At 47.5% G+C, this 13,600-nt stretch carries 13 protein-coding genes; 10 read left to right on the top strand and 3 right to left on the bottom strand.

Annotated features, from left to right (window positions below; all coding sequences use genetic code 11):
• Positions 1-83: 83 nt before the first annotated feature.
• From recG to AAAT93_RS06790, 6 genes are all read left to right on the top strand, one after another.
• On the top strand, positions 84-2,096 hold the full coding sequence (recG, locus tag AAAT93_RS06815; RefSeq protein ID WP_227572860.1) for an ATP-dependent DNA helicase RecG: 2,013 nt from the start codon (positions 84-86) through the stop codon (positions 2,094-2,096).
• Positions 2,097-2,191: 95 nt separating this feature from the next.
• Complete coding sequence (locus AAAT93_RS06810; RefSeq protein ID WP_021984347.1) at positions 2,192-2,671, top strand: hypothetical protein; 480 nt, start codon at positions 2,192-2,194, stop codon at positions 2,669-2,671.
• Positions 2,672-2,703: 32 nt separating this feature from the next.
• Positions 2,704-4,254 (top strand): cellulase family glycosylhydrolase, encoded by a 1,551-nt coding sequence (locus tag AAAT93_RS06805; protein WP_227572859.1) that lies wholly within the window; start codon positions 2,704-2,706, stop codon positions 4,252-4,254.
• A 37-nt stretch (positions 4,255-4,291) separates the two neighbouring features.
• Complete coding sequence (rsmD, locus tag AAAT93_RS06800) at positions 4,292-4,870, top strand: 16S rRNA (guanine(966)-N(2))-methyltransferase RsmD (RefSeq protein WP_227572929.1); 579 nt, start codon at positions 4,292-4,294, stop codon at positions 4,868-4,870.
• On the top strand, positions 4,867-5,364 hold the full coding sequence (coaD, locus tag AAAT93_RS06795) for a pantetheine-phosphate adenylyltransferase (RefSeq protein WP_021984350.1): 498 nt from the start codon (positions 4,867-4,869) through the stop codon (positions 5,362-5,364). The genes rsmD and coaD overlap by 4 nt, the downstream gene beginning before the upstream one ends.
• Before the next feature lie 13 nt (positions 5,365-5,377).
• Positions 5,378-6,160: a hypothetical protein gene (locus AAAT93_RS06790; RefSeq protein ID WP_118734053.1), complete on the top strand. Its 783-nt coding sequence runs from the start codon at positions 5,378-5,380 to the stop codon at positions 6,158-6,160.
• Here the strand turns inward: AAAT93_RS06790 and AAAT93_RS06785 are convergent.
• Positions 6,149-7,105 (bottom strand): hypothetical protein, encoded by a 957-nt coding sequence (locus AAAT93_RS06785; RefSeq protein WP_227572858.1) that lies wholly within the window; start codon positions 7,103-7,105, stop codon positions 6,149-6,151. The two genes, AAAT93_RS06790 and AAAT93_RS06785, sit on opposite strands and share 12 nt — an antisense overlap.
• Before the next feature lie 49 nt (positions 7,106-7,154).
• Positions 7,155-8,390, bottom strand: a complete 1,236-nt coding sequence (locus AAAT93_RS06780) for a tRNA(Met) cytidine acetate ligase (protein ID WP_227572857.1) — start codon at positions 8,388-8,390, stop codon at positions 7,155-7,157.
• 158 nt (positions 8,391-8,548) lie between these two features.
• Here AAAT93_RS06780 and AAAT93_RS06775 point away from each other — a divergent pair, with 158 nt between their 5' ends.
• The 4 genes from AAAT93_RS06775 to AAAT93_RS06760 all read left to right on the top strand — a co-directional run bounded on the left by AAAT93_RS06775 (position 8,549) and on the right by AAAT93_RS06760 (position 12,219).
• Positions 8,549-9,487, top strand: a complete 939-nt coding sequence (locus tag AAAT93_RS06775) for a DMT family transporter (protein WP_227572856.1) — start codon at positions 8,549-8,551, stop codon at positions 9,485-9,487.
• Between the two features lie 75 nt (positions 9,488-9,562).
• Positions 9,563-10,435: a DUF3737 family protein gene (locus tag AAAT93_RS06770; RefSeq protein ID WP_227572855.1), complete on the top strand. Its 873-nt coding sequence runs from the start codon at positions 9,563-9,565 to the stop codon at positions 10,433-10,435.
• A 96-nt stretch (positions 10,436-10,531) separates the two neighbouring features.
• A complete protein-coding gene (locus AAAT93_RS06765; protein ID WP_227572928.1) occupies positions 10,532-11,683 on the top strand; it encodes a MalY/PatB family protein in 1,152 nt (383 codons plus the stop codon).
• Positions 11,684-11,757: 74 nt separating this feature from the next.
• Complete coding sequence (locus AAAT93_RS06760; RefSeq protein ID WP_117780682.1) at positions 11,758-12,219, top strand: NUDIX hydrolase; 462 nt, start codon at positions 11,758-11,760, stop codon at positions 12,217-12,219.
• On the opposite strand, the gene AAAT93_RS06755 is transcribed toward AAAT93_RS06760, so the two are convergent.
• The gene (locus AAAT93_RS06755; protein WP_227572854.1) at positions 12,205-13,530 is read right to left on the bottom strand and encodes an MATE family efflux transporter; all 1,326 of its coding nucleotides are present in this window, start codon (positions 13,528-13,530) and stop codon (positions 12,205-12,207) included. The two genes, AAAT93_RS06760 and AAAT93_RS06755, sit on opposite strands and share 15 nt — an antisense overlap.
• Positions 13,531-13,600: the final 70 nt, after the last annotated feature.

The following is a 13,600-nucleotide window of genomic DNA, read 5'->3' as shown; positions in this document are numbered from 1 at the left end:
TTGTCGGAAAACAATTTCATGTATAAATCCTGACAGAACGTGTGTTTTGTCAGGATTTTGTTGTAGAAGATGGAAAGAAAAATATGAGAAAAGAAGACAGTATCCAGACAATTAAAGGCATTGGAGAGAAAACGGCAGAAAGCTTTGCGCGGCTTGGCATTTTTACGATCGATGATCTGCTGCATACATATCCTCGTAACTATCTAAGCTACGAGGAACCGGTGTGTATCCGGGATGCAGCAGTTGGCGAGCGGCATGCAATCCGGGCGATGATCACCTCCTATGTGACCGTCAAGCAGGTGCGGAGCTTAAAGCTTACAATCCTGACCGTCAGTGATGGCGATATGACGATGCATATGACATGGTTTAACCAGCCATTTTTAAGAAATGTGTTCCACAAGGGGGATTCGTATATCTTCGTTGGAACGGTCAAAGTAAAAAATGGCATGCGTGTCATGGAGCAGGCAGAGTATTATAAACTTCCGGTGTATGCCGGGATGCAGCAGGAAATGCAGCCGGTTTATCCGCTTACGAGCGGACTTTCGAACAAGACATTCCAGAAAGCCATCATGGCAACACGGGAGCTGATTTGTCAGATGGGCGATTATGTACCGGAGGAGGTACGGGCAGAGCACAGTCTGATGGAATTATCGGAGGCGTATGAGAACATTCATTTTCCGATGAATCAGGCTGTCTTAAAAAATGCGATCCGCAGACTTGCTTTTGACGAGTTTTATCAGTTCCTCTATGATATGGCATCCATGAAGAAGACAACGCAGTTACAGGAGAATCTGCATAAGATCGTACAGGGCAAGGCAGTTGCGGATTACATATCGAATCTTCCGTTTTCCCTTACAAAGGGGCAACAGCAGGCAATCGAGGATATCTTAGCAGATATGGGTGGCGATGGTGTGATGAACCGCCTGATCCAGGGAGATGTTGGATCGGGAAAGACGGTCGTTGCGGCTGCAGCTCTGCTTGCCTGTGCGAAGGCTGGGTATCAGGGTGCGCTCATGGCACCGACGGAGGTGCTTGCGCGACAGCATTACGAGGAGTTGGCGGAGCAGTTTGCACAGTATGATATCCGCACGGCATGTCTCGTTGGCTCGACTCCACTGAAAGAGAAGCGGAGAATTTACGAAGCAATCCAGCAGGGGGAAGTCGATATTGTGATCGGTACGCATGCGCTGCTGGAAGATAAGGTGGAATTCAAAGATCTGGCACTGGTTGTAACCGATGAACAGCACCGGTTCGGCGTCAACCAGCGAAAGAAATTATCAGACAAAGGGTATGGTGTTCATACGCTTGTCATGTCTGCGACACCGATTCCGCGGACGCTTGCCATTATCTTATATGCAGATATGGATATCTCGATCATCAAAGAGTTACCAAAGGGCAGAAAACCGATCAAAAACTGTGTGGTTGGCACGAATTACCGCCAGACGGCATACCAGTTTATCGCAGGGCAGATTGCCGAACAAAGTCAGGTCTATGTCGTCTGTCCGATGGTGGAAGAAAGCGAGACGCTTGACGTGACGAATGTTACAGAATATGTCGATACGATGCGGGCGAATCTGCCAGCAGGCACACGGATCGAGATGTTGCACGGACAGATGCGGGCAGAAGAGAAAAATGAGATCATGAAACGGTTTTCGGAAGGTGAGATTGACGTGCTTGTATCGACAACGGTTATCGAGGTCGGTGTCAACAACCCGAATGCAACCGTGATGATGGTGGAAAATGCAGAGCGGTTTGGACTGGCACAGCTGCATCAGCTGAGGGGCAGAGTCGGACGTGGAAAGAAGCAGTCATACTGTATCTTCATCAATGGAAAAGAATCGGAAGAGTCGATGGAACGTCTGCGTGTGCTGGAAAATTCCAACGATGGATTCTTTATCGCAAGTGAAGACCTGAAACTCCGAGGACCGGGAGATTTCTTTGGAATCCGACAGAGCGGCGATGCATTGTTTGAGCTTGCGGATATCTACAATCATGCGGATATGCTGCAGCTTGCACAGGACATGCTCAAAAAATACGGAAAGACGATACAGCCGGTCCGCAGAAACCGGGGAGGAATCTCTGAGACCGTGTTATAGAAAAAACGTCAGATTTCCTATGAAAACGGTTGCCGAAAAGGGCAAAAAAGCATATAATAGGCACGTGTTTAATTAAATAAGATAAGAGGAATGACATGAAAGTAAAAGTAGGGTATATTACACGCTGGAGAAGAGCCATTTTCTTTACTCTGGTGGCATGTATTGTTGTATTTGGACTGGTATCTACCGTATGTGCGAAGCTGATCGAAGCGGCACTTGTTTCGAATATGGTAAGTGTTGCGGCACTGCTTCTGTGCATCGTTGTATTTGTGCTTGTATTGAGTGACAAATGGGAACGCTTTGAGGGCGAAGGAATCGCCGCGATTGAGAACGGGGAATTTACATATCATGATAAGAAGCGCCATATCGAGATTGCGATGGATGATATAAAAAGTGTAGATATCAAACCGATTACACTTGGACAGACAAGCAAGACGAATCTTGCGTATCTGCTCGTGATCAAGACGAATAAGAAGAAATATCAGATTGAGTCGGAGCGTGCCAGAGGACAGGCATACGATGAGGTTGACCTGCACCGATTATATATCTGGATACAGGAAAAACGTACAAAGTAAGAGGGTTACAGGGGAAGGAATCAGGTGAAGCAATGAAGAAAAATAATAATAAGGTATGGATTGCGGTGATCGCAGTGCTGGTTGTCGTGATCGCGGCATTGATCGTAGTGCTGGTGCGCAGAAAACCGAAGGATGACGTCGAGAAGGTAACCTCCGAGGAGGCAATCCAGACGGAGACAGAGGCAACGCCGGAGACAGCCTCGGATGCGACAGAAGCGGCAACAACAGAGGCGCAGGCGACACAGGATTGTTTTGTCAAAGTGACCAACAGCAATTCGTGGGAGAGTGCAAACGGATACAGCGGACAGCTCGATTCAACGATCACGAACAAGACAAGCGGTGCACTGAAAAACTGGGAGATTCGGATGACGGTGCCAGATAAGGCGACATTAGATAGCTCATGGAATGGAACATTCAAGCTGGATGGAACGACATTATCGGTAAAGTGTGTGGATTACAATGCAGAGGTTCCAGCAAACGGCAATCTGAAGGATATCGGCGTCATCGTAACTGTGCCTTCACAGGCAGATCTGAAGGCCATCTGTGACAGCGCCGTGCTGTATGTAGATGGAAAAGAATACAAAGGAAGCAGTGCGTCTTCAACAACAGAGGCAACGGAGGCAAAGGAAGAGACGAAGCCGAAGGAAAAGACAGAGCCGGAGAGCGGTACCCCAGTTGACAATCATGGCAAGCTTACATTGAAGGGAACGGATATTGTTGATAAAAATGGAGACAAATATCAGTTAAAGGGTGTCAGTACACATGGTATCGCGTGGTTCCCGGAATATGTGAATCAGGATGCGTTCCAGAGTCTGCGTGATGATATGGGTGCAAATCTGATTCGTATCGCGATGTATTCCGGTGAAAATAACGGATATTGCACCGGTGGTGACCAGAAGCAGTTAAAGGAATTGGTGAAAACGGGTGTGGATGCAGCAACGAACCTTGGTATGTATGTTATTATCGACTGGCATGTATTAGGTGACCAGAATCCACAGACCTATAAAGAAGAGGCAAAGGCATTTTTTGAAGAAATGTCTTCTCTGTATAAAGATTATGATAATGTGATTTATGAAATCTGTAATGAGCCAAATGGTGGAACGACATGGGCAGACGTAAAATCCTATGCGGAAGAGGTGATTCCGATTATCCGCAAGAATACGAAGGATGCCCTGATCATCGTAGGAACACCAACATGGTCACAGGATGTAGATATTGCGGCAGAAGATCCTGTTACCGGATATGACAATATCATGTATGCCGTTCATTTCTATGCGGCAACACATACGGATAACATCCGGAACAAAGTGACAACGGCGCTTTCCAAAGGACTGCCAATCTTTGTCAGTGAATTTTCCATCTGCGATGCATCTGGAAATGGTGCGATTGATTACGATCAGGCAGCAAAATGGTTTGATCTGATTGATTCCAACAATCTGTCTTATGCCGCATGGAACTTATCAAACAAGGCAGAGACGTCATCCTTGATTGATTCGTCCTGTACAAAGACATCTGGCTGGACAGACGAGGATTATTCTGAGACAGGAAAATGGATCAAAAAGCAGATGCATGGAGAAAACTGATCAGGATGAACATGGCATATAGTCCAGGCATTCTAAAATAAATAGTAAAAGGAAGAAGAATATGCGTGTAATAGCTGGAACGGCACGTAGTCTGCCGTTAAAAACGATAGAAGGTCTGGAGACGCGACCGACGACAGACCGGATCAAAGAGACATTATTTAATATGCTGACCGGGTATGTGCCGCAGGCAAAATTCTTGGATTTATTTGCAGGAAGCGGCGGCATCGGAATTGAAGCGCTGTCCCGTGGGGCAGAGAGCTGTACCTTTGTCGAGCAGGCAAAAAATGCAGCCGCATGTATCGAGGATAACCTGAAATTCACGAAGCTTGCAGATAAGGCGCAGGTGCGGAAGTTTGATGCGGTAAGTTTTGTCTCATCCCTGCCGGAAATTGATTATGATGTGATCTTTATGGATCCTCCATATAGCAAGGGACTGGAGCGCAGAGTATTAGAGGTGCTTTCCACAAAGAAATTTATGACAGATACCCTGATTGTAGTGGAAGCCGCATTGGACGAGGATTTCTCGTATGTGGATGCACTTGGATTTGAAATAACAAAAGATAAGCATTATAAGACGAACAAGCATGTCTTTTTGATGCAGAAGGAGAACGTATGAGCATAGCAGTTTACCCGGGCAGCTTTGATCCGGTTACGCTTGGACATCTGGATATCATTCGCAGATCAGCGGCGATATTCGACCATGTAATTGTCGGAGTTTTGAATAATACATCGAAAAAACCATTGTTTTCTTTGGAAGAACGTGTTAATATGTTGAAAGATGTAGTTTCCGAGATTGAAAATGTATCGGTAGAATCGTTTGACGGTTTGCTGGTGGACTTCGTCCGTCAGAAGAATACGAACGTGATCATCCGGGGACTTCGTGCCTTAACAGATTTTGATTTAGAGATGCAGATGGCACAGAGCAACCGCATGGTTGCCAAGGATGTCGACACTGTGTTTTTGTCGACAAGCACGCAGTACTCGTATCTGAGTTCCAGCGTGGTAAAGGAATATGCAAGGTATGGTGTTGACCTGACTGAATTTGTTCCCGCGTGCATTATTCCCAAATTAATCGAGCGAATGAATGAGTTGGATATAAAGAGGTCATAGGAGGATTCTTAAGATGGGTAAAAAAGGCGTTGAAAGTATGATCGAGGAGATCAAGGTATACATTGAAAATTGTAAGCCAATGCCATTGTCACAGACAAAGATTTCAGTACAGAAGCCAGAGCTTCTCTCTATGTTGGATGAATTAGAGTTAAAGCTTCCGGGCGAGATTGAACGTTGTAAGAAAATTATGCGTAACAAGGAAATGATTCTTGCTGATGCAAGAACCCGTTCCGATGCGATTATTACAGAGTCCGTAAATGAGGCAAATCGTATGATTGAACAGAACGAGATCACACGTCTTGCCAACATTCGTGCAGACGAGATTCTGGAGAATGCCAGAAATCAGGCACAGCAGATCGTAGATCAAGCTTCTGAGGAAGCAAATGAGATCCGTCTGGGTGCAATGTATTATACAAAGGACAAGCTTACAGAAATGCGTGATATCTTCCAGAAGATTCATGACATGGAGAAGGAAAATTACCGTGTTCTGATCGAGTCTCTGGAGAACGATACGTATGTGATCGAGACAAATATGACAGAGATGGATACGAACATCAATATGTTCACTGCTTCTTCTAACATGTCTTATGAGGAGACGGATGATCTTGACAGCGCATTCTCAAATGAGCCAGCTCCAGCTCCAGCTCCGGCACCACAGCCAGCTCCAAGCTATCAGGAGGAAGCCGCTGAGGATGAGGAAGAGCCAGAAGAGGACGATGACGATATCGACGTATACGGCGAGCGTGACGAGGAAGAGGATGACGACGATGATTTTGATGATTTCTTAGACGAGTAAGAGATACATTGCAAAACCAGTCATACATCCACAGATACATTTGACAACGAAATAATAAATCATGGACAGCCCGGATTGTTTCGTGACCTGTAAGGTTTGGAGAAAGGCAGAGATGCCGCCAAACGAGGTACACGCAAGAATCAGGGCTGTTTTGCTTGCAAGGGGAAATGCACTTGCGGCAAGCACGGTGCTTCCCTGAGTGATCTCGAGTATGCCGCACAGGACGGTCGATACATCCTGTGGCAGGTCCGGGATGGCGCAGACAAGTGCAAACAGGATGGAACAGATCATGATGTACAGACCGACATAGGTGATCTGAATGACGGATTGTAACAGCAGATCGTTTGTCTGCATGGATATGGCTTGCTGAGATACACCTTTCTGGGGATATTTAGAGGTATGTACAGATGGGGGTGATAAATGACTGGTAATGGCAGCTTCTTTGGATGCAGGATGCAGTTTGGAGAATGCGGATGCATATTTATCTTTCTTGATCACATGAAAAACAAGAAATACGATGGATGTGACAAGCACATACGGCACATAGAGAACTACAAGCAGAAACCAGAACGGAAACCGATCCTGCAGCACAGTGTGACCGATATAGCCGGACAGAAACATTGGACTGATGTTATTACACAGAGGGAGCAGTATCGTGGCGGTGGATGGCTTGATATAGCCTTCCTTCGTGAAGTCGGAAGCCATCTTTGCACCGAGCGGATAGCCACATAGAAGTCCGAGCAGGAATAAGACAGGAATCGCATAGGCGGCGCCTGTTTTTTCGGTGCGGATTTTGAGGACGAAGAGGTTTGATAAGAGCATAAAGGGAAGAAGCAGGGGCAGGACATCGTGAAACCAGAGCATAAGTCCGGCACGTGCCCCGGTGACTACGACCTGATTTTCCCCGATGAGTGTCAGAAGAAAAATAATCAGACAAAATAGCATAGAAAAACTCCCATATCTTCCATAATAAAATGTATGAACGTGGAAGGTGTTATAGAACCGGGAGTTTTCTTGTATAATCGTTCGGAAGTGTGATGCCGTAATGATTATAGTAGATGCAGTTGTAAAGTTCAGTTGCACGCAGATCGTATTGCCACATGGTGCGTGCGAGTTCTGTGTCAATGGCAGGATAGGCGGAAAGTATAGTGTCAAAATCAGCTTTCTTCGTGATGACTGGAATCATAGATGATTCATGTAGCTGCCGGATCAAGCTGCTGGATTCCTTTTTCAGCGCCAGTATATTTGCATAACATGCATAGCCGGATCCGATAAACTTCTGCCGGTCGGACTCGGTATAGCCAAGCAGCAGATGCAGGAGCGCCCGGGCGATGCGGCTCCTTGTGATGTCTTTCGTCTTTAACTGCTCGACAAGCACTTCATAGTCGATTGGATATGGGGCATGCTGCAGTTTATCCGCAAGTGCCGGGGAGATATCACAGATATCCGAAAGCTCCGGTTCCCGAAGTCTGCAAGCCTGTACGAAAGGTGTCAGCATTGCATCCGACAGATAGGTGTGGTCGGGTGTCTCCATGCGCAAATAGGTTGCCGGTGGCACCTGTGAGGCAAGTGCTGAAACGTCCGTTCCTTCGGTAAGGGCTGTCCGGATGGCTGTTGCGGAGCTGATCTGTGCCTGCAGATCGGTGTCATGATAGTCGTTCGAGATCCGTTTGATAAAGATTGGTTTGATATTGGCATGTAGCTTCTTAATCGCGCACAGATAGGAGAGCGCGAGCGTATTGTTTGGTGCCTTAAGAAGCGCGGCTGCCGAATCTCCGCAGATTGCGGCGATTGCAGTCTGTCTCGCTCTCGGGTAGGAAACTCCGACTTTTAATGCCTGCTTTAAGGCAAGCTGATAGTTCTCCGGTTCCTCGGTCAGAAACTCTGCCACCTGTTCAAATACGTCCGGTTCTGCCTCTTCAACGCCAAACGCCAGATAGTCAATCGCATGAAGGTTCTTTAAGATTGCGACAGCACCATCCGCAAAATCTCCGGCACTTCCGGTCGCATACACAAACGGAAGCTCTAAGCACAGGTCAAATCCATCCGCAACCGCCATTTCCGCGCGTGTGTATTTGTCCCACAGGGCGATACTGCCACGCTGCAAGAAATTTCCGCTCATCAGCGCAATTGCGTGGTCGGCATGCGAAAGAGACATCGCTTCCTCGAAGAGATAGTGATGTCCGTTGTGATATGGATGAAATTCTGCTATGACTGCTACGTTACTCATATCGTTATTATACCAATCCGGTTAGGATTCATCAAGGCTTGCCGGCTGGGATTTGGTGGAAACTTATTTTGGTTGGCATTTTTTTAACTATGATATATAATATGGAATCGTTGATGATATAGGACATTGACATTCAGGGATAAAATGGAGAATAGACGATGAAGAACGAACAAGAAAAAACAGAATGGATGCAGAAACCGGTTGTAGTATGGCTTGGTGCGATGCTTTGCTGCTTCCTGTGGGGAAGCGCATTTCCGTGTATCAAGATCGGTTATAAGCTGTGGGAGATCAATTCTCTGGATACGGCATCGCAAATTTTATTTGCGGGTATGCGTTTTTTGCTTGCGGGCATACTGGCAATCGTGCTCGGAAGTATGCTTGAGCGGCGGTTTCTGAAACCGGAGCAGGGCGCGGCAGGGAAGATTCTGTGGTTGTCGCTTCTGCAGACAGTCGCACAGTATATGTTCTTCTATATCGGACTGGCACATACAAGTGGCGTGAAGGCGTCGATCATAGAGGCAGTCAATGTGTTTGTCGCAATCCTTGTATCGGGGTGTCTGTTCCGGCAGGAGACGATCCATGCCAGACAGATGATCGGCTGTCTGATCGGATTTGCGGGTGTAGTGCTGATTAACTTAAATGGCGTAGACTTCCATATGCAGGCAAATGGAGAGGGCTTTATCCTGTTATCGACGATTGCCTACGCATTTTCATCCGTGTTCCTGAAGCGATATTCTGCAAAGCATAATCCGGTGATGCTTTCCGGCTATCAGTTCATCGCAGGTGGCATCATTTTGATCCTGTGTGGTCTGCTGCTTGGCGGACGGATGGGTGCGGTATCAGCATCCGCTATCGGAATTCTTGTGTATCTGGCGTTTGTGTCCGCCGTTGCCTACTCGCTGTGGGGACTGCTCTTAAAATACAATCCGGTATCGAAGGTGGCAGTGTTCGGATTCATGAATCCGGTGTTCGGTGTGATCTTATCCGCATGGCTGTTGGATGAGCGGGAGCAGGCATTTGGTGTACTGAGCATAATTTCGCTTGCACTTGTCTGTGTGGGAATCTATATTGTCAATAAAAGAAATGAAAATTGTTAATTTGCTCTTGACCTAAAGGTAGGTGTAGGTGGTATAACGTAAGAGAACAATTATAGATACAGGAGATGAAACAAGATGGAAAAGCAGATCAGACAGACATATTTCGAGGGCGAACGCCCATTGTTTGGTGCGGAGCATCTGTCCATTCAAGATACGATTTTCGGGGAAGGAGAATCCCCGCTTAAGGAGAGCCGTGATATTTCGTTGGAAGGGAGCATTTTCCAGTGGAAATATCCGCTCTGGTACAGTAAGAATATTGCGGTGAAAGACGGCACATGGGCGGAAATGGCGCGTGCCGGTGTCTGGTACACCGATGATATGACGGTCGAGCGCGCGCTGATCGAGGCACCGAAGAATTTCCGGCGCTGTCGCAGACTGACGCTCAAAGAGGTTGCCATGCCAAATGCTTTAGAGACATTGTGGCATTGCACAGATGTGACACTCGATCACGTGATGGCAAAGGGCGATTATTTCGCGATGGACTGCGAGAACATGAAGATTCAGGACTTCCAGCTTGCGGGAAATTATTCGTTCGATGGAGCAAAAAATGTGGAGATCCACAATGCGAAGCTGCTCTCGAAGGATGCATTCTGGAACAGTGAGAATGTGACTGTCTATGATTCGGTGATTTCCGGCGAATATCTGGGCTGGAATTCGAAGAATCTGACACTGATTAACTGTACGATCGAGAGCCTGCAGGGCATGTGTTATATTGAGAATCTTGTGATGAAGAACTGCAAGCTCGTTAATACAACACTTGCGTTTGAGTATTCGACCGTCGATGTGGAGATACAGGGCGGTATCGACAGCGTAATCAATCCGACGTCCGGTGTGATACGGGCAGATTCCATCGGAACGCTCATCATGGAGCCGGAGCGGGTGAACCCTGCGGATACAGAGATTATCTGTAAAGAGATCAAAGAGACGAGGGATCATGCTCCGAAGTAAGATTAAGGCTATAATGAAGCAGGTTGATGTGTACGTAGGTCATCACACTATCGCGAGGTGACAAATGATATGAATATTGCAGATGGAGAAGATATTATGGCATATGATTTTGATAAAATAGTAGATCGTTCCAATACGAATTCCATGAAATGGAACGTGGCAGAAGGCGAGCTTCCGATGTGGGTAGCGGATATGGATTTCGAGACAGCGCCTGCAATTATGGAAGCAATTAGCAAGCGTGCGCAGCATGGTTGTTTCGGCTATACAGAGATTCCGGATGCATGGTATCAGGCGTATATCGACTGGTGGAAGATACGCCATGATTTTACAATGGAGAAGGACTGGCTGATGTTTTGTACCGGTGTTGTACCGGCGATTTCGTCAATCGTGCGGAAGCTGACAACACCAGCCGAGAAGGTGCTGGTGCAGACACCGGTGTATAATATATTCTTTAACTCGATTCTGAATAATGGCAGACAAGTGTTGGAAAGTCCGCTTGTATTCGACGGAAATGCATATCATATTGATTTTGAAGACTTGGAAAAGAAACTCGCAGATCCGCAGACGACGTTGATGATTTTATGTAATCCACACAATCCGATTGGAAAGATCTGGGACAAAGCAACACTGGAACGAATTGGTGCTTTGTGCGCGAAGCATCATGTAATCGTGCTTTCAGATGAGATTCACTGTGATCTGACCGATCCGGGACGTGGATATATTCCGTTTGCATCGGTGTCCGATATCTGCCGGGATAACAGTATTACCTGTATAGCTCCGACGAAGACATTCAATCTGGCAGGTTTGCAGACGGCAGCCATCTCTGTACCGAATCCGGTGATTCGCCATAAGGTATGGCGTGGGATCAACACTGATGAAGTTGCAGAGCCGAATGCATTTGCGGTTGACGCGGCAATCGCGGCATTTACCAAGGGCGCAGACTGGCTAGATGCGCTCCGTGCCTATATCTACGAGAACAAGCAATATGCAGTTCAGTATGTGAAGGAACAGATACCGGAGGTGGAGATTCTTTCTTCGGAGGCAACCTACCTGTTATGGATCTACTGCAAGGATCTTCCGGGAAGTTCGCGCGAGATCGCACACCGCATCCGCAAGAAGACGGGATTGTTCCTGTCTGCCGGAAGTGGATTCTCCGGGGATGGAGACCGATTCCTGCGGCTCAATATCGCCTGCCCAAGAGCGTTGTTAAAAGACGGTATGGAGCGGTTAAAACGCGGGGTGGAGTAGTTCGGAAATTCCGAATTACTGCCGATGAACAAATATAAAGACTGTATATGGCTGAAAGAAATGGTGGAATCACTATGCGAATGACAACATTATGTTATATCGAGCAGGATGGGAAATACCTCATGCTGCATCGGACGAAGAAAAAGAAAGATATCAATAAGGATAAATGGATCGGTGTCGGCGGACATGCCGAAGAGGGCGAAGGACCGGAAGAATGTTTGCTTCGTGAAGTAAAGGAAGAGACAGGGCTGACACTTACGTCGTACCGGTTCCGCGGGCTGATTACATTTATCAGCAACGAGTGTGAGCCAGAGCTGATGTGCCTGTTCACGGCAGACGGATTTACCGGAGAGCTGATCACCTGCAATGAGGGGGATCTGGTCTGGGTGGATAAAACACAGGTGCCGGAGCTTCCGACCTGGAGCGGAGACGCCATATTCCTGAAGCAGATCCTGTCAGACGATCCAAGGTTTTTCACACTGCGGCTTGTGTATGTGGGCGATACACTCGTGGAACACCGGTTACAATTTTATTAGGCGGTAAATCGCATATGCAGCAACCGCGGAGATGGTCTCTGTGACCGGGAATGCCCAGAAGACTCCATTGGCACCGAGGACGCGGCTTAAAACAAAGGCAGCAGGTATCATGACAACGGCATAACGCGACAACGAAATCAGCAGGGACGCCATTCCCTTTTGCAGGGCTTCGAGCGCACCGCAACAGGTGACCGAAACTGCCGAGATGATAAATCCGATGCATATGATCGTGAGTGCCTTGACACCGATCTCAACCGTCGTCTCATTGTCGGTGAAAAGTCCGATCATCTGTCCCGGTATGAGCAGGGAGAGCAGCACACCGACCGCCATTACACCGGCGGTCAGACAGAGTGTAGTCCGGAAGATCTGCCGGACACGTTTCTTCTCGCCGGCACCGTAGTTGAAGCTGATGATCGGGCGGATACCCTGGATGATTCCGTTTGCAGACAGGTAAATAAATGTCTGCAGCTTATAATAAGCCCCAAGCACGAGGACGTATTTCTCCGAAAATGCCGTCAGGATACCGTTCAGACAGGAGATCATGAGCGACGGCAGCGCCATGTTCAGGGAAGCCGGAATGCCGACGGCGTACAGATTCCCAAGCAATGCCTTGTTAAACGACAGGTTCTTACGCTTGAAGGAAAGCGGCAACGGACGGAAGATGCAGAATAGCACATAGACAAGTAATGTGATCGTCTGTCCGATTCCGGTTGCGTAAGCGGCTCCCGCCATCCCCATCTTCGGAAATGGTCCGATGCCGAAGATCATCAGCGGATCGAGTACGATATTGGAGATAAAACCGCACATCATACTGAGCATGGAAACCTTCATTCTGCCGACCGACTGGAAGATCTTCTCCAGCGAGATTCCAAGCATGATGATGACCGAGAACACGAATACGCGGTTGGCGTAGATAAGTCCCATCTCGATGATCGTTTCATCCTTCGTATAAAGTCTCAGAAAATGCGGCATACCGGCCATACAGGCAACCATCAGAATGACTCCGTGAATCACACTTAAGAACATGCCTGTGACTGCTGCCTCGTCCGCTTTCTCCAGATCCTTCGCGCCAAGACAAAATGCAATTCTTGCATTCATCGCGATACCGAATCCAACCGCAATCGCAGTCATCAGATTCTGCAGCGGATATACAAGCGAGATTGCAGTCATGGCATCCTCGCTGATCTTCGCCACGAAATAGCTGTCGACGATGTTGTATAGGGAATTGATCGCCATGGAAATAACCATCGGCAGAGACATCGAGATTACCAACGGTAAAATCGGTTTTTCTTTCATAAAATTCTGGTTCATATTTTTCACTCCTTCGTAATTGTTGTGTATATCATCCTGCCTGCGGGCAGAGCAAACCCGTCTGCCGGGC

This window comes from Coprococcus hominis (ex Arizal et al. 2022), assembly GCF_040094675.1.
In the GTDB taxonomy this organism is placed as follows: domain Bacteria; phylum Bacillota; class Clostridia; order Lachnospirales; family Lachnospiraceae; genus Coprococcus_C; species Coprococcus_C hominis.
This window is presented reverse-complemented; position numbering and strand designations above follow the sequence as displayed.

What these genes read in the sequence shown, in the direction of transcription:
- AAAT93_RS06775 (WP_227572856.1), top strand. Translation starts at nt 8,549, where the DNA reads ATGAAGAACGAACAAGAAAAAACAGAATGGATGCAGAAACCGGTTGTA.
- AAAT93_RS06770 (WP_227572855.1), top strand. Translation starts at nt 9,563, where the DNA reads ATGGAAAAGCAGATCAGACAGACATATTTCGAGGGCGAACGCCCATTG.
- AAAT93_RS06755 (WP_227572854.1), bottom strand. Translation starts at nt 13,530, where the DNA reads ATGAACCAGAATTTTATGAAAGAAAAACCGATTTTACCGTTGGTAATC.
- AAAT93_RS06780 (WP_227572857.1), bottom strand. Translation starts at nt 8,390, where the DNA reads ATGAGTAACGTAGCAGTCATAGCAGAATTTCATCCATATCACAACGGA.
- AAAT93_RS06790 (WP_118734053.1), top strand. Translation starts at nt 5,378, where the DNA reads ATGGGTAAAAAAGGCGTTGAAAGTATGATCGAGGAGATCAAGGTATAC.
- coaD (WP_021984350.1), top strand. Translation starts at nt 4,867, where the DNA reads ATGAGCATAGCAGTTTACCCGGGCAGCTTTGATCCGGTTACGCTTGGA.
- AAAT93_RS06785 (WP_227572858.1), bottom strand. Translation starts at nt 7,105, where the DNA reads ATGCTATTTTGTCTGATTATTTTTCTTCTGACACTCATCGGGGAAAAT.
- AAAT93_RS06765 (WP_227572928.1), top strand. Translation starts at nt 10,532, where the DNA reads ATGGCATATGATTTTGATAAAATAGTAGATCGTTCCAATACGAATTCC.
- AAAT93_RS06805 (WP_227572859.1), top strand. Translation starts at nt 2,704, where the DNA reads ATGAAGAAAAATAATAATAAGGTATGGATTGCGGTGATCGCAGTGCTG.
- recG (WP_227572860.1), top strand. Translation starts at nt 84, where the DNA reads ATGAGAAAAGAAGACAGTATCCAGACAATTAAAGGCATTGGAGAGAAA.
- AAAT93_RS06760 (WP_117780682.1), top strand. Translation starts at nt 11,758, where the DNA reads ATGCGAATGACAACATTATGTTATATCGAGCAGGATGGGAAATACCTC.
- AAAT93_RS06810 (WP_021984347.1), top strand. Translation starts at nt 2,192, where the DNA reads ATGAAAGTAAAAGTAGGGTATATTACACGCTGGAGAAGAGCCATTTTC.